This is a genomic window from Rhizobacter sp. P2_H3, from assembly GCF_056403355.1.
The window spans coordinates 1-21,288 of the sequence record NZ_JBFUFQ010000094.1 but is presented as its reverse complement, the minus strand read 5'-3'; the positions used below and the strand labels follow the sequence as shown (position 1 = coordinate 21,288).

The 21,288-nt window shown below is 69.6% G+C and carries 19 protein-coding genes and 1 pseudogene; 13 read left to right on the top strand and 7 right to left on the bottom strand.

All coding sequences use genetic code 11. From position 1 onward, the window contains the following. From AC1D1T_RS17795 to fabG, 3 genes are all read left to right on the top strand, one after another. Positions 1 to 675: beta-ketoacyl synthase chain length factor (locus tag AC1D1T_RS17795; protein ID WP_477992240.1), on the top strand; the 675-nt coding region annotated here is incomplete at its 5' end. Further along, positions 675 to 1,133 carry a hotdog family protein gene (locus AC1D1T_RS17790; RefSeq protein ID WP_465112465.1) on the top strand — a complete coding sequence of 153 codons (459 nt, stop codon included), beginning with the start codon at positions 675 to 677 and terminating at the stop codon, positions 1,131 to 1,133. The genes AC1D1T_RS17795 and AC1D1T_RS17790, both read left to right, overlap by 1 nt. Continuing rightward, a complete protein-coding gene (gene fabG, locus AC1D1T_RS17785; RefSeq protein ID WP_465112464.1) occupies positions 1,130 to 1,867 on the top strand; it encodes a 3-oxoacyl-ACP reductase FabG in 738 nt (245 codons plus the stop codon). Before AC1D1T_RS17790 ends, fabG begins: the two co-directional genes overlap by 4 nt. 1 nt (position 1,868) lies before the next feature. Here fabG and AC1D1T_RS17780 read toward each other — a convergent pair whose 3' ends face one another. Next, positions 1,869 to 2,339 (bottom strand): nuclear transport factor 2 family protein, encoded by a 471-nt coding sequence (locus AC1D1T_RS17780; protein WP_465112463.1) that lies wholly within the window; start codon positions 2,337 to 2,339, stop codon positions 1,869 to 1,871. A gap of 105 nt (positions 2,340 to 2,444) precedes the next feature. On the opposite strand from AC1D1T_RS17780, the gene AC1D1T_RS17775 reads away from it, so the two are divergent. The 6 genes from AC1D1T_RS17775 (at position 2,445) to AC1D1T_RS17750 (ending at position 9,432) form a co-directional block, all read left to right on the top strand. Further along, complete coding sequence (locus AC1D1T_RS17775) at positions 2,445 to 3,122, top strand: response regulator transcription factor (protein ID WP_477992239.1); 678 nt, start codon at positions 2,445 to 2,447, stop codon at positions 3,120 to 3,122. A gap of 5 nt (positions 3,123 to 3,127) precedes the next feature. Beyond that, positions 3,128 to 4,591 carry a sensor histidine kinase gene (locus AC1D1T_RS17770; protein ID WP_052213074.1) on the top strand — a complete coding sequence of 488 codons (1,464 nt, stop codon included), beginning with the start codon at positions 3,128 to 3,130 and terminating at the stop codon, positions 4,589 to 4,591. Next, complete coding sequence (locus tag AC1D1T_RS17765) at positions 4,588 to 5,385, top strand: helix-turn-helix domain-containing protein (RefSeq protein ID WP_465112462.1); 798 nt, start codon at positions 4,588 to 4,590, stop codon at positions 5,383 to 5,385. The genes AC1D1T_RS17770 and AC1D1T_RS17765 overlap by 4 nt, the downstream gene beginning before the upstream one ends. A 40-nt stretch (positions 5,386 to 5,425) precedes the next feature. Continuing rightward, positions 5,426 to 7,642, top strand: a complete 2,217-nt coding sequence (locus tag AC1D1T_RS17760) for a molybdopterin-dependent oxidoreductase (RefSeq protein WP_477992238.1) — start codon at positions 5,426 to 5,428, stop codon at positions 7,640 to 7,642. 81 nt (positions 7,643 to 7,723) lie between these two features. Then, positions 7,724 to 8,908, top strand: a complete 1,185-nt coding sequence (locus AC1D1T_RS17755) for an AAA family ATPase (protein ID WP_477841629.1) — start codon at positions 7,724 to 7,726, stop codon at positions 8,906 to 8,908. Beyond that, the gene (locus AC1D1T_RS17750) at positions 8,908 to 9,432 is read left to right on the top strand and encodes a hypothetical protein (protein ID WP_477992237.1); all 525 of its coding nucleotides are present in this window, start codon (positions 8,908 to 8,910) and stop codon (positions 9,430 to 9,432) included. The genes AC1D1T_RS17755 and AC1D1T_RS17750 overlap by 1 nt, the downstream gene beginning before the upstream one ends. An 8-nt stretch (positions 9,433 to 9,440) precedes the next feature. On the opposite strand, the gene AC1D1T_RS17745 is transcribed toward AC1D1T_RS17750, so the two are convergent. Together AC1D1T_RS17745 and AC1D1T_RS17740 are read right to left on the bottom strand one after the other, a co-directional pair. After that, on the bottom strand, positions 9,441 to 10,055 hold the full coding sequence (locus AC1D1T_RS17745) for a hypothetical protein (RefSeq protein WP_477828353.1): 615 nt from the start codon (positions 10,053 to 10,055) through the stop codon (positions 9,441 to 9,443). After that, positions 10,052 to 10,765 carry a hypothetical protein gene (locus AC1D1T_RS17740; RefSeq protein WP_047511740.1) on the bottom strand — a complete coding sequence of 238 codons (714 nt, stop codon included), beginning with the start codon at positions 10,763 to 10,765 and terminating at the stop codon, positions 10,052 to 10,054. The genes AC1D1T_RS17745 and AC1D1T_RS17740 overlap by 4 nt, the downstream gene beginning before the upstream one ends. Positions 10,766 to 10,895: 130 nt before the next feature. On the opposite strand from AC1D1T_RS17740, the gene AC1D1T_RS17735 reads away from it, so the two are divergent. Continuing rightward, a complete protein-coding gene (locus tag AC1D1T_RS17735; protein ID WP_047512364.1) occupies positions 10,896 to 11,453 on the top strand; it encodes a helix-turn-helix transcriptional regulator in 558 nt (185 codons plus the stop codon). Between the two features lie 29 nt (positions 11,454 to 11,482). Here AC1D1T_RS17735 and AC1D1T_RS17730 read toward each other — a convergent pair whose 3' ends face one another. The 4 genes from AC1D1T_RS17730 to AC1D1T_RS17715 form a co-directional block, all read right to left on the bottom strand. Beyond that, positions 11,483 to 13,555: a PQQ-dependent sugar dehydrogenase gene (locus tag AC1D1T_RS17730; RefSeq protein WP_477992236.1), complete on the bottom strand. Its 2,073-nt coding sequence runs from the start codon at positions 13,553 to 13,555 to the stop codon at positions 11,483 to 11,485. Between the two features lie 146 nt (positions 13,556 to 13,701). After that, a complete protein-coding gene (locus AC1D1T_RS17725) occupies positions 13,702 to 16,113 on the bottom strand; it encodes a transporter substrate-binding domain-containing protein (protein ID WP_465112458.1) in 2,412 nt (803 codons plus the stop codon). Positions 16,114 to 16,148: 35 nt separating this feature from the next. Further along, positions 16,149 to 16,820, bottom strand: a complete 672-nt coding sequence (locus tag AC1D1T_RS17720; RefSeq protein ID WP_047511735.1) for a YceH family protein — start codon at positions 16,818 to 16,820, stop codon at positions 16,149 to 16,151. Further along, positions 16,817 to 17,599 (bottom strand): SDR family oxidoreductase, encoded by a 783-nt coding sequence (locus tag AC1D1T_RS17715; RefSeq protein WP_465112456.1) that lies wholly within the window; start codon positions 17,597 to 17,599, stop codon positions 16,817 to 16,819. Before AC1D1T_RS17715 ends, AC1D1T_RS17720 begins: the two co-directional genes overlap by 4 nt. A 134-nt stretch (positions 17,600 to 17,733) precedes the next feature. Between AC1D1T_RS17715 and AC1D1T_RS17710 the strand changes: the two genes are divergently transcribed. The 3 genes and pseudogenes from AC1D1T_RS17710 to AC1D1T_RS17700 all read left to right on the top strand — a co-directional run. Beyond that, positions 17,734 to 18,861, top strand: coding sequence for an NADH:flavin oxidoreductase/NADH oxidase (locus tag AC1D1T_RS17710; RefSeq protein ID WP_477845131.1), 1,128 nt, complete (start codon positions 17,734 to 17,736; stop codon positions 18,859 to 18,861). Between the two features lie 357 nt (positions 18,862 to 19,218). Further along, a complete protein-coding gene (locus AC1D1T_RS17705) occupies positions 19,219 to 20,904 on the top strand; it encodes an electron transfer flavoprotein-ubiquinone oxidoreductase (RefSeq protein ID WP_477992235.1) in 1,686 nt (561 codons plus the stop codon). A gap of 183 nt (positions 20,905 to 21,087) precedes the next feature. Further along, positions 21,088 to 21,288: pseudogene (locus AC1D1T_RS17700) on the top strand (efflux transporter periplasmic adaptor subunit); the annotation flags it as partial.

Here is a 21,288-nt window from a genome sequence, read left to right as displayed (position 1 = left end):
CCGCCGGCCCGCCTGCCGGCCGCCGAGCGGCGCCGCGCGGGAGCGGCGATCAAGATCGCGCTGGCCGTCGCCGACGAGGCCTGCCGGCACGGCGGCATCGACCCGGCACTCGCCGCCACGGTGTTCGCCTCGTCGAGCGGCGATGGCGCGAACTGCCATGCGCTGTGCGAGGCGCTGGCCGGCAACGACCGGCTGGTGTCGCCGACGCGCTTCACGAACTCGGTGCACAACGCCGCGGCGGGCTACTGGCACATCGCCGTCACCGGCCGGGCCGCGTCGACCAGCCTGTGCGGCTTCGACACCAGCTTCGCGGCCGGGCTGATCGAAGCGGCCGGGCAGCTGCATGGCGAGCCGTCGCAGCCGGTGCTGCTGGTCGCGAGCGACACGCCCTACCCCGAGCCGCTGCATGCCACGCGGCCGCTGCCCGACAGCCTGGGCGTCGCGCTGGTGCTGCGGCCGATCGGCGATGGCGCGGTGGCGCGGCTGGTGATCGCGGCACAGGCGCCGCAGCCGCCGACGCCATGCCGTGATGCGGCGCTCGAGGCGCTGCGCCAGCAGATCCCCGCGGCACGCGCGCTGCCGCTGCTCGAACTGATCGCGCGCGGCGAAGCAGGCCGCGTCGTGCTGGACTGCCAGCCCGGCCTGTCGCTGCGGGTGGACATCCACCGCTCGTGATGAATGACGAGGCCCTGCTGCTCGACCAGGCCGGGATCGCCGCACTGATCCCGCACGCCGGGTCGATGTGCCTGCTCGACGGCCTGCTGGCCTGGGATGCGCACAGCATCCGCTGCCGCGCCACCGGCCACCATGCCGCCGACCACCCGCTGCGCACCGCGTCGGGCCTGCTCGCCACCGCGGCGATCGAGTACGCGGCGCAGGCGATGGCGCTGCATGGCGCGCTGCTCGCGCAATCGACCGGCGCGCCGGCCGCGCCGGGCTTCCTCGCGAGCGCGCGCGGCGTGCGCTGCCACCGCTTGCACCTGCACGACCTGCCCGGCGCGCTCGACGTCGTCGCCGAACGCGTGGCCGGCGATGCGCACCAGCTGCTCTACGCGTTCCGCGTGCAGCATGCCGGCACGCCGGTGGCCGACGGGCGGGCCGCGGTCGTGCTCCATCCTGGAGAGACACCATGAGCGACACCCCTTCCCTGCGGCGCGCACTCGTCACCGGTGCCAGCGGCGACCTCGGCAGCGCGATCGCGCGCCGGCTGGCGCGCGGCGGCTTCCATGTGATCCTGCATGCCAACTCGCGGCCCGAGGCGGTCGAATTGCTGGCGCTGCAGCTGAACGCCGCGGGCGGCTCGGCCGAGGCGGTCTGCTTCGACGTGACCGATCGCGCGGCCTGCGAGGCGGCGCTGCTGCCGCTGGCCGAGATCGGCGCGATCCAGGTGATCGTCAACAACGCCGGGCTGCACGACGATGCGGTGTTCCCGGCGATGCGCGAGGAACAGTGGCACCGCGTGATCGACGTGTCGCTGCACGGCTTCTTCAACGTGACGCAGCCGCTGGTGATGCCGATGATCCGCACGCGCTGGGGCCGGGTGATCAACCTGTCGTCGGTGGCCGGCGTGATGGGCAACCGCGGGCAGACGAACTATGCGGCGGCCAAGGGGGCGTTGAACAGCGCGACCAAGGCCTTGTCGCTGGAGCTGGCGAGCCGCGGCATCACGGTGAACGCGGTGGCGCCGGGCATCATCGCGTCGCGCATGACGGCGCAGGCCTTCGACGACAAGGCGATCGGCCAGCTGGTGCCGGCCAAGCGGGCCGGCACGGCGGACGAGGTGGCGGCGCTGGTGGGGTTCCTCGCGGGGGACGAGGCCGGCTACATCACCGGGCAGGTGATCTCGATCAACGGCGGGATGGCGTAGTTCAGGCGGGGTTCTTCGCCTTGAACTGAGCGAGATTGAAAGCCGCCTTGGCCTTGATCTTGTTCTGCAGCAGCCCCGACCACCCGAGCGCCCAACCCGGCGCGCCGAGTGCCTGCCGCGACCAGGCCCAGAAATCGAACTGGTCGACATGGCGCACGATCAGCCCGTCGCGGAACTCGAAGCTCGCGTCGATGATGTTCAGCACCTTGCGCCCGGTGGCCGAGAACGTGTAGTTCGCCTCCCAGTGCGCCGAGCCGTTCTGGTCGTCGGCCTGGATGCCGGTGTACTCGAGCCGCAGGTCGCGCCCGTTGGTGCAGAGCATGCGCCACATCATCCCCGCATCGGCGCCGTGCAGGTCGAACACCGGATCGGTGAAGTGGATCTCGCGGTGGTAGCAACTGCCCATCGCGGACCAGTCGCGGCGGCAGAAGCCTTCGTAGAAGCGTTGGATCAGTGCGGCGTGGTCGTGCATGCGGGCCACCGGGGCGGAATCGAATTCGGCACAGTGTGCCAGCACCGCAAGCCGTTCGGGTATCCGGCGATGCGGATTCGCCACTGAAGTCGCTAAGCTTCGCACATGAAGTTGCTGCTTGCCGAAGACGACGCCATCCTTGCCGATGCCCTCAGCGCCAACCTGGCACTGGCCGGCTTCGAGGTCGACGTGGCCCCGAACGGCGCCGTCGCCGAATACCTGCTGCTGCGCCAGCAGTTCGATCTCGGCGTGCTCGACCTGGGCCTGCCGCTGGTCGACGGCCTGACGGTGCTCAAGCGCGTGCGTGCCGCCCGGCCGACGCTGCCGATGCTGGTGCTGACCGCGCTCGACGGGCTCGACCACCGCGTCGCCGGGCTGAACGCGGGCGCCGACGACTACCTGACCAAGCCGTTCGACTTCCCCGAGCTGGAGGCCCGCATCCGCGCGCTGCTGCGCCGCACCCGCAGCGCGGCCACCGCGTCGGCGCAGGAGATGGGGCGGCTGAGCTTCGACCGCGACACCCGGCGCGCCGCGATCGGCAACGAGGCGATGGAGCTGTCGCCGCGCGAATGGATGMTGATGGACCTGCTGCTCACGCAGCGTGACAAGGTCGTGACCAAGGAACAGATCGCCGAAGCCTGGGCGGTGGAGCGCGGCGATGCGAACGCCGGCTCGATCGAGGTCTACATCCACCGGCTGCGGCGCAAGCTCGACGGCTCGGGCCTGGCCATCCGCACCGTGCGCGGGCTCGGCTACCTGCTGGAAGCCGAAGCGCCGTCCTGATTCCAATGCTCTCCCCGTTCAAGCTGGCCCTGCGCCGCATGCCCGGCGTGACGCCGGGCACCCGCTCGCTGCACCGTCACCTGCTGCTGTGGCTGCTGCTGCCGCAGCTAGTGCTGTGGCTGGCCGCCGCCTACGTGACCTACAACGTCGCCGACCGCTATGCCAACCGCGCGATCGACGCCGCGCTGAAGACCGCAACCCGCGCGCTCGCGCGCCAGGTCAAGCCGATCGGCAACGGCCTGTTCATCGATTTCCCGCGCGCCGCACAGGACATCATCGAGGCCGACCCGGACGACCGCGTCTACTACATGGTCAGCACGCCGCCCGGCGAGTTCATCCTCGGCAACAACAAGCTGCCGCCGCCGCCCGTCACCGACGCGCGCCTCGGCGAGACCTACTTCTACAACGGCAGCATGAAGGAGAAGTCGAACCAGCTGGGCATCCGCGTCGCGGCGATGTACCTGTCGTTCGGCGACGAGACCGCGCCGCAGCGCATGCTGGTGCAGGTGGCGCGCAGCCGCGCGAGCGGCGAGGAGCTCGCGCGCCAGATCCTGGTCGACACCGCGCTGCCGCTGTCGGGGCTGGTGGCGCTGATGTCGGTGATCGTCTGGGGCGGCATCCGCACCGGCCTCGCACCGCTGGCCCGGCTGCGCGCCGAGGTGGAAGACCGCGCGCCGAACGACCTGGCGCCGATCAAGCTGGAGGCCGCGCCCGAGGAAGTGCGTGCGCTGGTGAAGGCGCTGAACAGCCTGYTGGCCCAGGTGCATGAGAACGTGTCGGTGCAGAAGCGCTTCATCAGCGATGCGGCGCACCAGTTGCGCACGCCGCTGGCCGGCTTGAAGAGCCAGACCGAGCTCGCGCTGACCGAGACCGACAACCCGGCGCTGCAGGCGCGGCTGCGCCGCGTGCACGAGAGCGCGACACGCAGCGCGCACCTGATCAACCAGCTGCTGACGCTGGCGCGCGCCGAGCCCGAATCGGCGGCAGCGCAGGGCCGCACGCGCGTCGACCTGCGGCGGCTCGCGAGCGAGGTGACGGCCGAACTGGTGCCGCGCGGCCGGCATGCGGGCGTCGACCTCGGACTCGACGAAGGCGACGAGAAACCGATCGAGATCCACGGCAATGCCTTGCTGCTGCGCGAATCGCTGATCAACCTGGTCGACAACGCGATCCGCTATGCCGGCGACGGCAGCGTCGTCACGGTGCGGCTGTCGGCCCAGGACAGCCAGGCGGTGCTGGAGGTCGAGGACAACGGCCCGGGCATCGCCGAGGCCGACCGCGAGCGGGTGTTCGACCGCTTCGCCCGTGCGACGCACGAGGGCAACGGCTGCGGGCTGGGCCTCGCGATCGTCAAGGAGATCGTCGAGCGCCACACCGGCACCGTCGAGCTGCAGCCGGTGCAGCCGCGCGGCTTGCGCGCGGTGGTGCGGCTGCCGCGCATCGTCGAGCGCAAGGCGGTTCCCGCATGACGCCGGTCGGCGCCCTGCTGCGCGAATGGCGGCAGCGCCGCCGCCTGAGCCAGCTCGACCTGGCCAGCGACGCCGACATCTCCACCCGCCACCTGAGCTACGTCGAAACCGGCCGCGCGGCGCCGAGCCGCGCGATGGTGCTGCACCTGGCCGAGGCGCTGGAGGTGCCGCTGCGCGAGCGCAACACGCTGCTGACCGCCGCCGGCTTTGCGCCGCTGTACCGCGAGCGCATGCTCGACGACCCGGCGCTGAAGGCCGCGCGCGACGCCGTCGAGCTGGTGCTGCGGGCGCACGAGCCGCACCCTGCGCTGGCCGTCGACCGGCACTGGAACCTGCTGGCGCACAACCGGCCGATGGCACTGCTGCTCGACGGCGTCGCGCCGCACCTGCTCGTGCCACCGGTCAACGTGCTGCGGCTGAGCCTGCACCCGGACGGCGTGGCGCCGAAGATCGTCAACCTGAACGCCTGGCGCACCCACCTGTTCGCACGGCTGCGCACGCAGGTGCACGCGAGCGGCGATCCGGTGCTCGCGGCGCTGCTCGACGAGCTGCAGGGCTACCCCGGCGACGACAGCCCGCCCGGCGGCGACGACTGGAGCGCAGTCGCGGTGCCGCTGCAGATCCGCAGCTCGGTGGGCGTGCTGTCGTTCATCAGCACGACGACGGTGTTCGGTACGCCGGTGGACATCACGCTGTCGGAGCTGGCGCTGGAGACCTTCTTCCCGGCCGATGCCGAGACCGCGCAGTTGCTGCGTCGCCTCGGTGACGGACAGGCGAGCCCGAACGGCGCATAAAGGTGGTACGGCGGCCACGATCCGCATCCAGGAGACGACGATGAGCTCAAGAACCGCGCTGCGCATCTGTCCGCTGTGCGAGGCCTGCTGCGGCCTCGAGGTGYAGGTCGACGACGACGGACGCATCGGCACCATCCGCGGCGACGCGGCCGACGTGTTCAGCGCCGGCTTCCTGTGCCCGAAGGGTGTCGCGCTGAAGGACCTGCACGAGGACCCGGACCGGCTGCGCACGCCGCTGATCCGGCGCGGCGCGCGCTTCGTCGAGGCGAGCTGGGACGAGGCCTTCGCCGAGATCGAGCGCCGCCTGTTGCCGCTGCGCGAGGCGCACGGCAAGGACAGCGTCGCGCTGACGCTGGGCAACCCGTCGGCGCACAAGATGGGCCTGCTGCTGTACATGCCGCGGCTGCTGAAGGCGCTGGGCACGCACAATTTCTTCTCGGCCTCGACGCTCGACCAGATGCCCAAGCAGCTGTCGAACGGGCTGATGTACGGCCACTGGCTGTCGATGGCGGTGCCCGACATCGAGCGCTGCGACTTCCTGCTGGTGCTGGGTGCGAACCCGATGGCCAGCAACGGCAGCCTGTGGACGGTGCCGGATTTCCGCGGCAAGGCGCGCGCGATGAAGGCGCGCGGCGGCCGGCTGGTGGTGATCGACCCGCGGCGCACCGAGACAGYCGCGCTCGCCGATGCGCACCACTTCATCCGCCCGGGGGGCGACGTGTTCCTGCTGCTCGGGATGGTGCACACGCTGTTCGCCGAGGGGCTGGTGAGGCTCGGGCGCCTGCAGCCGCACCTGGTGGGGGTGGAGGCGCTGCGCGATGCGGTGCGGCCGTTCGCTGCCGACGCGATGGCGCCGCGCTGCGGGATCGATGCGAGCGTGATCCGCAGCCTCGCGCGCGAACTCGCCGCGGCCGGGCGCGGCTGCGTCTACGGCCGGCTCGGCACCTGCGTGCAGGCCTATGGGACCACCTGCTCGTGGCTGATCGACGTGCTGAACATCCTGACCGGCCACCTCGATGAACCCGGCGGCGCGATGTTCCCGCAGGCGGCGGCCTTCGCGGCCAACACGGCCGGCACGCCGGGCCGCGGGCGCGGCATCGTGACGGGCAGGCACCACAGCCGCGTCAGCGGTGCGCCGGAGGTGTACGGCGAGCTGCCGATGACCTGCCTGGCCGAGGAGATCGAGACGCCGGGTGCGGGCCAGGTGAAGGCGCTGATCACGATCGCGAGCAACCCTGTCCTGTCGGCACCGAACGGCGCGCGGCTGGCGAAGGCGCTGGAGGGGCTCGACTTCATGCTGAGCCTGGACATCTACCTGAACGAGACGACGCGCCATGCCGACGTGATCCTGCCCGGGCTGTCGCCGCTGGAGGACACGCACTACGACGTCGCGTTCCCGCAGTTCAGCGTGCGCAACCATGCGCGCTACAGCCCGGCCGTGCTGCCGCCGCCGGCGGGCGCGCCAGCCGAGTGGGAAACGCTGCTGCGGCTCGCCGCGCTGGTGCAAGGCCGCGGCGCCCAGGCCGACATCGCGGCCCTCGACGACGCCCTGGTGGCCGACGACGTGCGCAAGCTCGCCGGCGACCAGGCCGATGCGGTGCTGCAGGCGCTGTCGGCGCACCGCGGCCCGGAGCGGCTGCTCGACCTGGCCTTGCGCAGCGGGCCGTTCGGCGACGGCTTCGGCCGCCAGCCCGAGGGCCTGACGCTCGACAGGCTGAAGGCGGCACCGCACGGCATCGACCTGGGCCCGTTGGCGCCGCGCCTGCCCGAGCTGCTGCGCACGCCGTCGGGCTGCATCGAGCTCGCGCCGCAGCGCCTGCTCGACGACCTGCAGCGCGTGGCCGCCGATGCGCGGATCGCCCCCGCCGACGCGGTGATCATCGGCCGCCGCCAGGTGCGCTCGAACAACAGCTGGATGCACAACCTGCCGACGCTCGCGAAGGGCCCGTTCCGCTGCACCGCGCTGGTCCACCCGGAGGACGCCGCCCGCTGGGGCCTGCAGCACGGCGGGCAGGCGCGCATCGCCGGTGCGCGGGATCAGTCGATCGACGTGCAGGTGGAGGTCAGCGACGAGGTGATGCCCGGCGTGATCAGCCTGCCACACGGTTGGGGCCATGCGCTGCCGGGGGTCCGCCTCGCGGTGGCCGCGGAACGGCCCGGCGCGAACCTCAACGCGGTGCTGGACGATGCGCTGCGGGATCCGCTGTCGGGGAATGCGGTGCTGGGCGGGGTCGCGGTGCAAATCAAACCAGGGTGAGCATTCAGCCCCCATAAAACAACTTTTCAACAGAATAATGTTGAATCATGGCAGTATTGGCTTTTGCAGAGGCAGAAAGCCATGTTGCACACCTACGCCTTCAAGAATTTCGAGAGCTTCGCCGAGCGCACCGAGGTGTCGCTGAAGCTGAGCGACAAGGCGGCATTCCGGGGCTGGGAAGTCACCTCGAAGGGCGGCCAGCGACTGAGCACGGCTCTTGGCGTGATGGGCGCCAACGGCGCGGGCAAGACGAGGGTGCTGAAGCCACTCGTCTTCGCTGCCTGGTTCATGGCCCATTCCTTCCAGTCCAAGCCGGACGATCCGATCTCGCTCGAACCTCACTTCGCTCACGAATCGGAGCCCACGGAAATCGAGGTGGAAGCAGAGGACGTCGATGGTGCACTCTGGCGCTACGAGCTTCACGCCACCTCCCGGCGGGTGATCTTCGAGGCGCTGTATCGCAAGCAGACCCGCTTCAACTATGTGTTCACCCGCGAGCTGGATGCACAGGACGGCTACAAGGTCAGGCAACAGGGCTTCGGCATGCCGGCCGCAGAAGCTGCCAAGGTACGCCCGAATGCCTCCCTGGTCTCCACGGCACGCCAATATGGCGTGGAACTGGCTGAACATGTCGCCGGCTTCAATCTCATCACGAACATCGATGCACTGGGACGGAGGCTGTTCGACTCGGCCCAGCTGACATCGGCAGCCCGGGTCTTCGCTTCCGAGCAACGGCTCTACCTGCAGATGTCGTCGCTGGTCCAGGACTGGGACCTGGGCTTGGCCGACGTGGAGTTGCTCCGCTTCGAACAGACAGACCCGGTGGATGGAAGCAAGTCGGAGCAGTGGTTGCCGTTCGGCGTGCATGCCAAGCCCGATGGCCAGCTTCATCGATTGAATTTCCACCAGGAGTCGAGCGGCACGCAGGCGGCCTTCGTTCTCCTGTCACGCCTGCTTCCCTTGCTGAACACCGGTGGCGTTGCGTTGATCGATGAACTGGATGCCGACCTGCATCCGCACATGCTCGAGCCCTTGCTGTCTCTTTTCGCGAGCCCGGTGACGAACCCTCACCAGGCCCAGCTGCTCTTCAGCCTGCATGCCCCTCACGTGCTGACGATCCTGAGCAAGGCCCAGATGCTGTTCGTTGAAAAGCGCGATTGCGTCAGCCAGGCCTACCGCGGCGATTCCATCAAGGGCCTGCGCTCGGACGACAACCTCTACGCCAAGTACATGGCGGGCGCACTGGGCGCGGTTCCGCAGCTCTGATGGCCAAACGCAAGACGGGCTCGCGCCCGGTGGTTCGCACCGTTCGTCGAACAGCACTGTTGATGGGCGAAGGCGACGCGGAGGAGGTGCTGCTGCGCCACCTGCGCAGGCTCTACACCCAAGGCGGCCAGGGCTTCAGCGTCACCATCAAGAATGCCCATGGCAAGGGTGCAGGCCACGTGGTCGAGTGCGCGATCCGCGCCAGCGCCAATGCCGCCTACGATCTTTGCGCCGCCTTGCTGGACACGGATGAAGGATGGAGCGACGCGGTGCGCAAGAAGGCCAGGGCGAAATCGATCCAGGTCGTCGAGTCGGAGCCATGCTGCGAAGCTTGGTTGCTGGACATCGTGGGACGCGCCGCAGAACGCCGCAGCCCGGAACACAAGCGTGAGTTCGAGYGACTGCTCGGCTTGCCGGCCCATGATCCGACCGTCTACATCAGACATTTTCCGCGCGCCGTGCTGGATGCGGCACGCGCTCGCGTCCCGACCTTGGATCAACTGCTGACCGTGTTCGGCGTATAGCCGCTGCCTCACTTGAGCAGCGGCTCGCCCAGGCAGGCACGCAGCCGCGGGATGTCGACGCACGAGTGAGGCGGCGCCGTCTCGGCCTGCGCCGCCACCGCCTGCAGGCACGATGCGGCCCCGCGCGCCCGGCCGGCCAGGTCGGGATACTTGCGCCGGAATGCGCTGTCGCGCTGCGCCAGTGCGAGGCCGACTTCGTAGTGGTTCGCCAGGTCCATCGTCAGCTCGCGCGCGAACCGATGGCCAGCTTCGAGGCAGGTCGACCCATCGGGTGCGGGCTGCCCGGCGCGGCGCTCCTGGAACTGCACTGCCGATCGCCACCGGGCATCGCCGGCCAGCAGGTAGGCGTACGCGGTCGGGAAGTTGGGGTAGGCATTGAAGTAGGCCCGGTACGCGGCGTCGTAGTCCTGCTTGCGGTACGCGCGATCGCCCTCCACCGTCAATCGCTCGGCGGCGCGCCGGTCTTCGGCCGTGCGCTTGCCGCGATCCGCTTCGATGTTCGCCAGTGCACGTGCCGCTTCCGCGGAGATCGGCGGGCCGTCCGCAGAGACGACCAGCGGCATGCTCGCCGTGCCGGCCAGCGCCGCCGCACACAGCACCCAACGCCGCATCGAGGCCTTCATCGAGCCTTCTCCGGCGTGCCCCGGACGGTGAGCCGGGCCACGCTGAGCCCGTCCGGCCCGCGATGGCTGACCAGGGCTTCGTGAACGTCGTTCCAGCGATCCAGGTCGACCACGGTGACGCAGCCGTCCGAGACATTGCCGACGTGCACATAGCGGCTGTTGTCGCCGTACTTGATCGGGAACCAGACCTGGTCGTACTTGAGGTTCGGCGCCCCTTCGCGGTAGTAGCGCGTCATGTCCTTGTTGTGCGGCGCATCGGGCAGCAGCACGGTGTAGTCGCCGGCGGGCAGCGGGTAGAACCTGCCGCTCCAGTCGGAGTTCATCGTCACCTGGATCTTGATGCTGCCGACTTCCAGCGTGGCGAGTTGCTGCTGGAAGTTCTGCTTGCGCACCGGCGAGTACCAGTCCTCGACGTAGCGGCCGTAGGTGACGACGATCTGCGCCAGCGAAGGCACCGGCGCCTTCGTGCCGAGGTACTCCTTGGCATTCGCGTCGCCCAGGCTCAGCACCTTGCCGATGCTCGGGCCGTCCAGCACCTTGAAGAAGGTGCGGCCGCTGTCGGTGCGCGTCGCGATCAGCTTGGTGTACTTGGCCAGCGGCACGAGCCCGCCGCTGTCCGCCTTGGCCTGCAGCCAGCCATCGCTGCCCACCTTGTTGACGTACAGCGTGCTGCCCACGATGCTGGTGCCTGTCGCGCCCGCCGTGCTCACGATATGCCCTGTCGCCGGTACTCTCGCGCCTGCCATCGCCACTCCCTGCGCGCGACCTCGCCGCGCCTCCCGCCGATCATAGAAGGGTGCAGCTCGTAACATGCGCCTCGACGCAGTGACTTTCGCCACCATGCCCACCCTCGACTACCGCACCGCCTTCGACCTCGCCCCCGTCGGCTTGGTGCTGTCGCGCAACCGGCTGATGGTCGACTGCAACCAGCAGGTGCTCGCGATGTTCGGTGCGGCGCGCGATCAGCTGGTCGGGCAGTCGTTCGAGATGCTGTACCCGACGCACGAGGAGTTCGAGCGCACCGGCGAGCGCATCGTCGCCGCGCTCGATGCGAACGGCTGGTACGCCGACGAGCGCGTGATGAAGCGCGTCGACGGCCCGCAGCGCGGCGAGCTGTTCTGGTGCCATGTGTCGGGCCGCGCGCTCGACCCGGCGCAACCGCATGCGGCCGGCATCTGGAGCTTCGAGGACCTGTCGTCGCGCCGCCGCCTGAAGGCCGAGCTGACGGCCCGCGAGCGCGAGATCGCCGCGCTGCTGATCGAGGGGCTCACCAGCAAGCTGATCGGCAAGCGGCTGGGCATCAGCCCGCGCACCGTCGATGTGTACCGCGCGCGGCTGATGCGCAAGTACGGCGCGGCAACGACGCCAGAGCTGATCTACAAGCTGCTGGCGGCGTGACGCCCGCGCGGTGACACGCCGCCCCTCCCTCAGTTGCCGAGGATCACCTTGAAGATCTTCTCGTCGCTGTTGTTGGCGGTGCTGTCCTTGTCGCCGTTGTTGGTGGTGCTCATCCACAGGTTGCCGTCGACCGAGGGCTCCACCGTACGGATGCGGCCGTAGGTGCCGCGGAAGAGTTCCTGCACGTTGGTCAGGCTGTCGCCGCTGATGACTTCGCGGTACACGCGGGTGCCGCGCTGGCAGGCCACGTACAGCACGCCGCGCACGATCGCGATGYCGCTGCACGAGCCGTCGGCCGTCGGGTAGGTGTGCCTGGGCGCGATGTAGCCCGAGGTGGCGCAGCCGCTGCCGCTGCGCGACAAGGTGCCCTCGCAGTCGGGCCAGCCGTAGTTGCCGCCCTTCTGGATCAGGTTGGTCTCGTCCATCGTGCTGTCGCCGAACTCCTGCTCCCACAGCCGGCCCTGCGCATCGAAGGCCAGGCCCTGCGGGTTGCGGTGGCCGTAGCTCCACACGTAGTTGCCGAACGGGTTGTCGGTGGGCCGCGTGCCGTCCGGGTTCAGGCGCAGCACCTTGCCGTTCAGGCCGCTGGTGTTCTGCGCGTTGGCGCCGTTCTGCGCATCGCCGGTGGCCACGTAGAGCTTGCCGTCGGGCCCGAAGCGCAGGCGGCCGCCGTTGTGGTACTTGTTGCGCAGGATGCCGCTCAGCAGCACCTGCAGGGTCGACGTGTCCAGCGTGCCGTTGACGTACTTCAGGCGGATCACGCGGTTGTCGGTGGCCGTCGTGTGCATCACGTAGAGCCACGGGTCGGTGGCCGGGAAGGCCGGCGTCACCGCGAGCCCCATCAGGCCGCCCTCGCCGTCGGTGCCCGACACGTTCGGGATCTTGCCGGCGGTGGTCTTCGCGCCGGTGGCCGGGTTCAGTCGCACGATGTCCTGTGCATCGCGGCGGCTGTAGAGCACGCTGCCATCGGGCAGCGCGACCAGGCCCCACGGGATGTCGGTGTCGGTCGTCACCTGGCTCACCGAACACACCGGATTGCTGCACGAGCTGCCGGTCGTCAGGCTGATGCTGGTGGTGCGCTGCGACACGTTGCCCTGCGCATCGCGCGCGGCCACGGCATAGCGGTAGGTGGTGTTGGCCGCGAGACCGCTGTCGGTGTAGCTGAGGTTCGAGGTGGAGCCCACCTTGGCATCGTCGCGCCAGACGTCGTAGGCGCTCACCGCGACGTTGTCGGTGGAGGCGCTCCAGCGCAGCGTGGCGGCGGTGCCTGCCACCGAGCCGGTGAGGCCGCCGGGCATGGTGGGCGCTTCGGTGTCGGCACTGCACTGCGGCACGGTGATGGGCAGCGTGGTGCTGGCCTGCGAGACGTTGCCCGCCGCATCGCGGGCGTTCACGTACAAGCCCCACTGCGCGCCCGGGTTCAGCGTGAGCGTGGTGCTGAGCGTGCTGCCGCTCACCGAGGCCATGGCCTGGCCATCGTGGTAGATGTCGTAGAACGCGACGCCGACGTTGTCGGTCGAGGCCGACCACGACAACGTGACCGAGCGGCATTGCAGGTTGGCGACCTTCAGGTTGCCGGGGATCGACGGCGCCTGCGCGTCGTTGCTGCCGCCATCGCTGCGGTTCCACACCTGGTTGCCCCTGCCGTGGCAGGCCCAGAGTTGCACGGCGGCCCGCTGCGCGTTGCTGGCATCGACGACGTCGAGGCACAGGCCGGACTGCGAACCCGTGATGGTGCCGTTGGCGTTGTAGCGCCACTGCTGGTTGGCCTGGCCGTTGCAGGTGTACGAGGTGACCCGCGTGCCGTTCGTGGTGCCCTGGCCCTTGGCATCGAGGCAGCGGGTGCCGCCGAAGGTGCGCAGCTCACCCGAGGCGGTGAACTCCCACTTCTGGTTGGCGCCCCCGTGGCAGTCGTAGATCTGGATGGCGGCGCCCGCCGTCGTGCTGTTGCCGCTGACATCCATGCAACGGCCGCTGGCCTTGCCGACGAGCGTGGTGGTGGCAGCCCAGGCCGGTGCGGCCGACAGCGCGAGCGCCGCCATGAAGGCCAACGGTGTCCCCGATGCAAGCCGCAGCAGCGGCTTCACTCGCGGGGTCTTCAAGATCGTCCTGAGTTCCATGGCGCCGCCTCCTTGCGATGTTGGGTGAACATTCGTTCCGGCGGCATCATGTGTGGAATTTCAATTCCACGATGTAAACAAGCGTTCTCGTGGGGTGTCTGACGGATACAACCCTCAGGCGCAGTACATCAAGCCGACACCACCGTCGCGCTGACCCGGAACACCGCCCCGCCCCCCGGTGCCGCCTCGGCGCTGATCCGCCCACCCATCGCCTCGACGATCTGCCGCGTGATCGCGAGCCCGAGGCCCGCGCCCTGCCGCAGCTTCTGCCCCTGCACGCCCTGCGCATACGGCTGGAACAGGCGCAGCCGGTCCTCTTCGGTCAGCCCCGGCCCCGTGTCGCACACGTCGAGCTCCAGCTGCACCGCCGTGCCCTCGCCCTTCAGCCGTCCCTGCACCGTCACCTCGCCTTCGCTGGTGAACTTGATCGCGTTGCCCACCAGGTTGTTGACGACCTGCCGCAGCCGCTGCGCATCGATCAGCACGCGTGCCGCGCCGTCGGCCTCCAGCGTCGCGCGGAAGCCCAGGCCCTTGCCCTGCGCGCTCAGCTCCAGCGGCGCGATCATCTGCTGCCACAGCGCCGCGAACTCGGTCGGCGCCAGCTGCAGCTCGACGCGGCGCTCCAACTGCTGCTCGTACTGCAGCGTCGTCTCCAGCAAGCTGCGAAAACCCTCGGCCGATTCGCTGATCGCATCGGCCAGCCGCTGCCGGCGCTCGGGCGGCAGGTCGTCCTTCAGCATCTGCGCGCCGGTGCCGATGGCGCCGATCGTGCCGCGCAGCTCGTGCGTCAGGTAGCTGATGAAGCGGCCGCGCGCCGCGGTGCTCTCTTCGGCCAGCCGCCGCGCATCGCGCTCGATCTGCCGCGCCTGCCGCAGCCGCCGGTTGCCGCGCCGCAGCAGCAGCAACCAGGTCAGCAGCACCAGCAGTGTCGCCAGCAGCACCGCCCCCAGCCGCACCGCCTGCTCGCGGCTCATGCTCAGCGTGCCGCTGCCCAGCAGCCAGCGGCGTTCGATGTCCGACACCTCGGCCGCGCTCACCGCATCCAGCCCCTTGCGCAACAGGTGCGAGAGCTCCGGCAGCTCGCGCCGCACCGCGAAGTACAGCTCGCTGTCGGCATCGCTCAGCGTGCCGGTCACGCGCACGCGGCCGGTCAGGCCGTCGTTGATCAGCTGGTTGACCACCTTCAGGTTGCCGATCGCGAGATCCGCCCGGCCGTCGGCGACCGCCTGCAGCGCGCCCTCCTGCGTCGGGAACGTGATCAGCTGGATGGCCGGGTAGCGGCTGCTCAGCTGCGGGATCAGGAAGTGGTCCTGCAGCAAGGCCATGCGCATGTGGCCGACCTCGCCCAGGCGAGTCACCAGCGGCCCGTCGGGGCTGCGCGTGACGATGCCGGTGGGCACGCGCAGGAACGGGCCGACGAAATCGAAATCCTGCCGGCGCTGCATGGTTCGCGCGGCACCGACCAGCACGTCGATGTCGCCCTTCATGCCGCGCTGGTACATCTCGGCGAAGCTGCCGCCGATCTCGCTCTCGATCGTCACGCCCACCTTGCCGGCGGACAGCCGGATGAAGTCGGCACCCAGCCCGCGCAGCTGCGTCAGGTCGTTGCGCAGCGTGATCGGCGCGAAGGCGGCGTCGTAGCCGACCCGGATGCGGCCATGCGCATCGACCCAGCGGCGCTCGGCGTCGGTCAGCATCACGCTGTGCGGCATGCCGTCGCCATCGTCGGGCAGCCAGCGCCGCGCCAGCTGCGCCTGTTCGCTCTGCGTGACCGAGGCCATCGCCTTGTCGAGCACCGCGTGCAGCAGCGGCAGGTCGCGCCGCACGGCCGGGCCGAGCGCCGTCAGCCCGGGGCCGAAGCCGCCGCGCACCTGCACGTTGGCCAGCAGGTTCTTCTCGATGTAGTGCACCGCGACGTGGCGGTAGCCGATGTAGAGGTCGGCATCGCCCGAGGCCACCGCGCGCAGCGCGGCTTCGGCGCTGTCGTAGCGCTGCACCTGCGCGCCGGGAAAGCGCGACACCAGCAGGCCGTCGGCCGCCGAGGCCGCCTCGACGGCCACGCGGTAGCCGCCGAACTCGGTGGCGGGCGACACGTCGGAGATGTCGCGCCGCACCGCCAGCACCATGTTCGCGCCGAGCATCGGCCGGGTGTGCAGGAAGGCACCCTCGCCGTCGGCCGGTGCGGGCGTGAAGGCCGCCGCGTCGAGTTCGCCGCGCGCCAGCGTCTCCAGCAGCACGGCCTGGCTGGGCGAGCGCTGGTAGTCGAAGCGCAGCCCGCTGCGCTCGGCCAGCAGGTCCATCAGCTCGATCACGTAGCCCTGCGGCCGCTCGGCATTGGCACCGAACGTGAAATACGGCGGCAGGCCGGGCGAGGTGCCGACGCGCACCACCGGGTGCCGGGCCACCCACGCGCGCTCGGCATCGGTGAGGCGCAGCGTGGGGGATGGCAGCTGCGGCTGGGCCGTGGCCGGCAGGATGAACGCAGCGGCCAGGCCCATCACGGCCACCAGCCTGAGGCACCACTTCCTCGCTCCGCCCATGAGACTCCGCTCAGTTCGTCATTCGATCCGGCACGTCACTCCGATCTGCGGACGCCCAGCTCCTCGTAGAGCCGCTCGACCAGCGCGCGCAGTTCGTCGACCTCGCGCTTCAGGCTCAGCTGCTGTGCTTTCAGTGCCGCCAGCTCGCTGGTGGCGACGAAATCCTCGTCGCTCGACGCCACCGGCATGGCCGAGATGTCGACCGTGCCGCTCAGCAGGTGCGTCCAGCGCGCCTCGCGGGCACCGGGCGCGCGCGGCAGCTTGACCACCAGCGGGCCGCCCTTCTCGTCGGCGCGCGTGGCCAGCTCGTCGAGGAAAGCCTCGACCGACGAGGTGTCGGCGAAGCGGTGCAGCCGCTCGCAGTTGGCGCGCAGTTCGGAGGCCGTCTGCGGGCCGCGCAGCATCAGCACCGCGAGCAGCGCAACCGATTGCGACGGCAGCGCGAGCGCGCGGCCGAGGTTGTGCTCGTAGCGGCTGACGCGCGAGCCGCTGGACTCGAAGGCCAGGTGCAGGGCCTTCAGCGCGTCGACGGCCGACTGCACCTCGGCATCGGTCGCGTTCATCACCGGATCGCGGGCGGTCTTCTGGTTGCAGCCGGAGGCCAGCGCGTTCAGCGACAGCGGGTAGCTGTCGGGCACGGTGCTGGCCTTCTCGATCAGCACGCCGAGCGCGCGGGCCTCCAGCAGGGTGAGGGGCCGCAAACTCACACCGCGAACCCGTCGTCGGCCTGGATCACGGCGCCGTTGACGAAGTGGCTCTCGTTGGCGCACAGCATCATCAGCACGGCGTCGAGGTCTTGCGGCTGGCCGATGCGCTTGCGCGGCATCATGTCGATGAGTTTCTTGCCCTGCTCGGTCTTCCAGTGGTGGTGGTTGATCTCGGTGTCGATGTAGCCGGGGCAGATCGCGTTGACGTTGATGCCGTAGCGGCCCCATTCGAGGGCCATCGCGCGGGTCATGTGGATGACGGCCGATTTGCTCATGCAGTAGACGCCGATCTGGCCGAGCACCTTGAGGCCGGCCATCGACGCGATGTTGACGATGCGCCCGCCGGTGAAGGTGCCGGGTGCGGCGCCCTTGGCGCGCGCCAGCATGCGCTTGGCCACCTCCTGGGCGACGAAGAACGAGCCCTTGGTGTTGGTGTCCATCACGTAGTCGTAGTCGTCGGGCGTCACGTCGGTGAGCTTCTGCGTGGTGCTGACGCCGGAGTTGTTGACGAGGATGTCGAGGGTGCCCATTTCGGTCTCGGCGTGGGCGATGGCGGCCTTGATGCTGTCGTGGTCGGTCACGTCGAGCTTGACGACGTGGGCGTCGCCGCCGCCGGCCTCGATCTCGGCGCGCAGGGTTTTGAGGCGTTCGACGCGGCGGCCGGCGAGCACGACGGCGGCGCCTGCTTTCGCGAGGGTCTTCGCGAACTGGGTACCCAGTCCGCTGGAGGCACCGGTGACCAGCGCGACGCGGCCGGAGAGATCGATGCTGTAGCTCATGTTCTGGCTCCTTGACTTGTTCGATGTGGCGGCACGCCGCCGACCCAACGTCAAAGACCCGGGGTCAGCGGCGGCCAAGGCTGTGGGGCAAGATAGCACGAAGCCACCGTGCTTCAACCGTCTGCAGGAGTCCGATGAATCCCACCTTGTTCCGTCCGCTCGCGCTGCGCGAGCTCGAGCTCTCCAACCGCGTGATCGTCGCGCCGATGTGCCAGTACTCGGCGGTCGACGGGTCGGCCACCGACTGGCACGTGATGCACCTGGGCGCGATGACGCAGGGTGGTGCCGCGCTGACGCTGATCGAGGCCACGGGCGTGAGCCCCGAGGGCCGCATCACGCCGGACTGCCTGGGGCTGTGGAGCGACGAGAACGAAGCCGCGCTGGCGCGGGTGCTGGCGGCGATCCGCCCGCATGCCAAGGGCGCGATCGGCATCCAGCTGGCGCATGCCGGCCGCAAGGCCTCGAGCGCCCCGCCGTGGAAGGGTGGGCAGTTGATCCCCCCGCAGAACGGCGGCTGGACGCCGTGGGCGCCATCGGCGGTGCGCCAGCGACCGGAAGAGGCGCCGCCGCACGCGATGAGCGAGGACGACATCCGCACGGTGATCGCGCAGTTCACGAAGGCGGCCGAGCGCTCGCAGCGGCTGGGCCTGGACGTGATCGAGCTGCACTGCGCGCACGGCTACCTGATGCACCAGTTCCTGTCGCCGATCAGCAACCAGCGCACTGATGCGTGGGGTGGCAGCCTGGAGAACCGGATGCGCCTGCCGCTGGCAGTGTTCGATGCGGTGCGGGCGGTATGGCCGGCGCACAAGCCGCTGGGCGTGCGCGTGTCGGCGACGGACTGGATGGAGCACAGCGAAGCGCCGAGCTGGACGCTGCCGCAGACGGTGGAGTTCGCGAAGGCCTTGAAGGCACGCCGCTGCGATTTCATCGATGTGTCGTCGGGCGGCATCACGTCGCAGCAGCAGATCAAGCTGGGCGCTGGGTATCAGGTGCCGTTTGCACGCGCCATCAAGGAGGCCACCGGCCTGCCGACGATGGCGGTCGGCCTGATCACCGAACCGTCGCAGGCCGAGCAGATCCTGGTGGATGGCGATGCCGACATGGTGGCATTGGCGCGCGGGATGCTCTGGAACCCTCGGTGGGTGTGGCATGCAGCGGCGGAGCTGGGTGGGCAAGTGCCGCCGCCGCCGCAATACGGGCGGTCTGCACCGCGGGCGCATGCGGATGTGCTGACCGGGGTTCCGTTCGGCGGACGGTGACTGTCCAGCTCGCATCGCCTCGATGGGGCCGATGCGATGCGAAGCGAGCGAGGCGTGTGGAGAAGAACGGTCAACAATCCCAATGAAGGAGGATGTGCAGCCGAAGTGGCAGTGTTGTCCGAAGCGGGCCAGAACGAACCGTATGGTTTTGTATTGAAGCTCTTTGCTTTGGTTACTTTCATTTGGGCTCAAATGAAAGCGAAGCTTCGGCGAAGCCAAAGTGACTCGCCCGCCGGGGCGAAACCCCGGCAATGCCAAAAAAGAACGATCGTTCTTTTTAGCGCTCAGCATCGATACAATGCGCGCCACCGAGACAAGCGCTGCCTGCCGCGCAGCGCCCAGGACACAAGGACCGACATGACCCCCGAAGCCATCCTCGAGCAACATGGCCCGCGCGAATCCATGGAGTACGACGTCGTGGTCGTCGGGGGTGGCCCCGGCGGCTTGGCGACCGCGATCAAGCTCAAGCAGCTGGCGGCCTCACAGGGCAAGGAGATCTCGGTCGTCGTGCTCGAGAAGGGTTCCGAACCCGGCGCCCACATCCTCAGCGGCGCCATCATGGACCCTCGCGCCCTCACCGAACTCTTCCCCAACTGGAAGGAACTCGGCGCCCCGCTGAACCAGCCCGTCGCCCATGACGAGATGCTGTTCCTCAGCCAGACCGGCACGCTGCGCACGCCGCAGTTCCTGATCCCCGGCAGCCTGCACAACGCCGGCAACTACATCATCAGCCTCGGCAGCGTCGTGCGCTGGCTCGGCCAGCAGGCCGAGGCGCTCGGCGTCGAGATCTTCCCCGGCTTCGCCGCCGCCGAAGTCCTCTACAACGACGACGGCTCGGTCAAGGGCGTCGCCACCGGCAACCTCGGCATCGGCAAGGACGGCGAGCCCACCGGCGAATTCCAGCTCGGCATGGAGCTGCACGCCAAGTACACGGTGTTCGCCGAAGGCGCCCGCGGCCAGCTCGGCCGCCAGCTGATCGCGCGCTTCAAGCTCGACGACGGCCGCGATCCGCAGACCTACGCGCTCGGCATCAAGGAGCTGTGGGAGATCGACCCCGCCAAGGCCAAGCCCGGCCAGGTGATCCACTCGCTCGGCTGGCCGATGGACAACAGCACCTACGGCGGCGGCTTCCTGTACCACATGGAAGACAACAAGGTCACGCTCGGCTTCATCACCGGCCTGGAGTACAGCAACCCCTGGCTCAGCCCGTTCGAGGAAATGCAGCGCTGGAAGACGCACCCCGCGATCCGCGCCTGCCTCGAAGGCGGCAAGCGCATCGGCTACGGTGCCCGCGCGATCACCTGCGGCGGGCTGATGAGCCTGCCGAAGTTCGTGTTCCCCGGCGGCGCGCTGGTCGGCTGCGAGGCCGGCTTCCTGAACTTCTCGCGCATCAAGGGCAGCCACGCCGCGATCAAGACCGGCATGCTGGCCGCCGAGGCCGCCTTCGCCGCCGTCACCGCCGGCCGCCAGCACGATGAGCTCAGCGCCTACCCGCAGGCCTTCGAGAAGARCTGGCTCTACGAAGAGCTGCAGGCCTCGCGCAACACCAAGCAGTGGATGAAGAAGGGCCTGTTCCTGTCGTCGATCATGAACGGCATCGAGCTGTGGCTGCTGCCCAAGCTCGGCTTCAAGGCACCGCCGTGGACGATCCACAGCACCGTGCCCGACAACGCCCGCCTGAAGCCGGCCGCCGAGTGCCCGAGGATCGACTACCCGAAGCCCGACGGCAAGCTGACCTTCGACAAGCTCTCCAGCGTGTTCATCAGCAACACCAACCACGGCGAGAACCAGCCGGCGCACCTGACGTTGAAGGACGCCGCGGTGCCGGTGGGCATCAACCTCGCGAAGTACGCCGGCCCCGAGGCCCGCTACTGCCCGGCCGGCGTCTACGAGTTCGTGAAGACCGAAGCCGGCCAGGACCGCCTGCAGATCAACGCGCAGAACTGCGTGCACTGCAAGACCTGCGACATCAAGGACCCGACGCAGAACATCGTGTGGGTCGCGCCCGAAGGCGGCGGCGGCCCCAACTACGCCGGCATGTAGCCCGGACGCCAGTCCGGGGCCCCGGGTTGACACCCGGGCACAAGGCAGCAATACACCGGCAACGTTGGCCGGTTGGAATGCAGGCACGCCACGTGCCGAGGCACCCAGCCGCCGATTGACCTGCGCGCCTCGGCGCGTGGCACAGTCGCCCATCGCCGACGTACCCCCTCACTGCCTTTGCCCATGCCCATGGACCACACGCCGAAAGACGCCGCCACGCCCGCCCTCCCTGCCGCCCCGCGCCGGCGCTGGCTGGGCACGCTGATCGCGGTCATCGGCCTGGCCCTGCTGGGCGGCCTCGCCTGGTACCTCACCCACCGGCCGGCCGCGGCACCCGCTGGCGCGATGGCCGGCCCCGGGGGCCCGGGCGGTCCCGGCGGGCCG

What these genes read in the sequence shown, in the direction of transcription:
- AC1D1T_RS17715 (WP_465112456.1), bottom strand. Translation starts at nt 17,599, where the DNA reads ATGAGCTACAGCATCGATCTCTCCGGCCGCGTCGCGCTGGTCACCGGT.
- AC1D1T_RS17725 (WP_465112458.1), bottom strand. Translation starts at nt 16,113, where the DNA reads ATGGGCGGAGCGAGGAAGTGGTGCCTCAGGCTGGTGGCCGTGATGGGC.
- AC1D1T_RS17735 (WP_047512364.1), top strand. Translation starts at nt 10,896, where the DNA reads ATGCCCACCCTCGACTACCGCACCGCCTTCGACCTCGCCCCCGTCGGC.
- AC1D1T_RS17745 (WP_477828353.1), bottom strand. Translation starts at nt 10,055, where the DNA reads ATGAAGGCCTCGATGCGGCGTTGGGTGCTGTGTGCGGCGGCGCTGGCC.
- AC1D1T_RS17755 (WP_477841629.1), top strand. Translation starts at nt 7,724, where the DNA reads ATGTTGCACACCTACGCCTTCAAGAATTTCGAGAGCTTCGCCGAGCGC.
- AC1D1T_RS17765 (WP_465112462.1), top strand. Translation starts at nt 4,588, where the DNA reads ATGACGCCGGTCGGCGCCCTGCTGCGCGAATGGCGGCAGCGCCGCCGC.
- AC1D1T_RS17790 (WP_465112465.1), top strand. Translation starts at nt 675, where the DNA reads ATGAATGACGAGGCCCTGCTGCTCGACCAGGCCGGGATCGCCGCACTG.
- AC1D1T_RS17780 (WP_465112463.1), bottom strand. Translation starts at nt 2,339, where the DNA reads ATGCACGACCACGCCGCACTGATCCAACGCTTCTACGAAGGCTTCTGC.
- fabG (WP_465112464.1), top strand. Translation starts at nt 1,130, where the DNA reads ATGAGCGACACCCCTTCCCTGCGGCGCGCACTCGTCACCGGTGCCAGC.
- AC1D1T_RS17710 (WP_477845131.1), top strand. Translation starts at nt 17,734, where the DNA reads ATGAATCCCACCTTGTTCCGTCCGCTCGCGCTGCGCGAGCTCGAGCTC.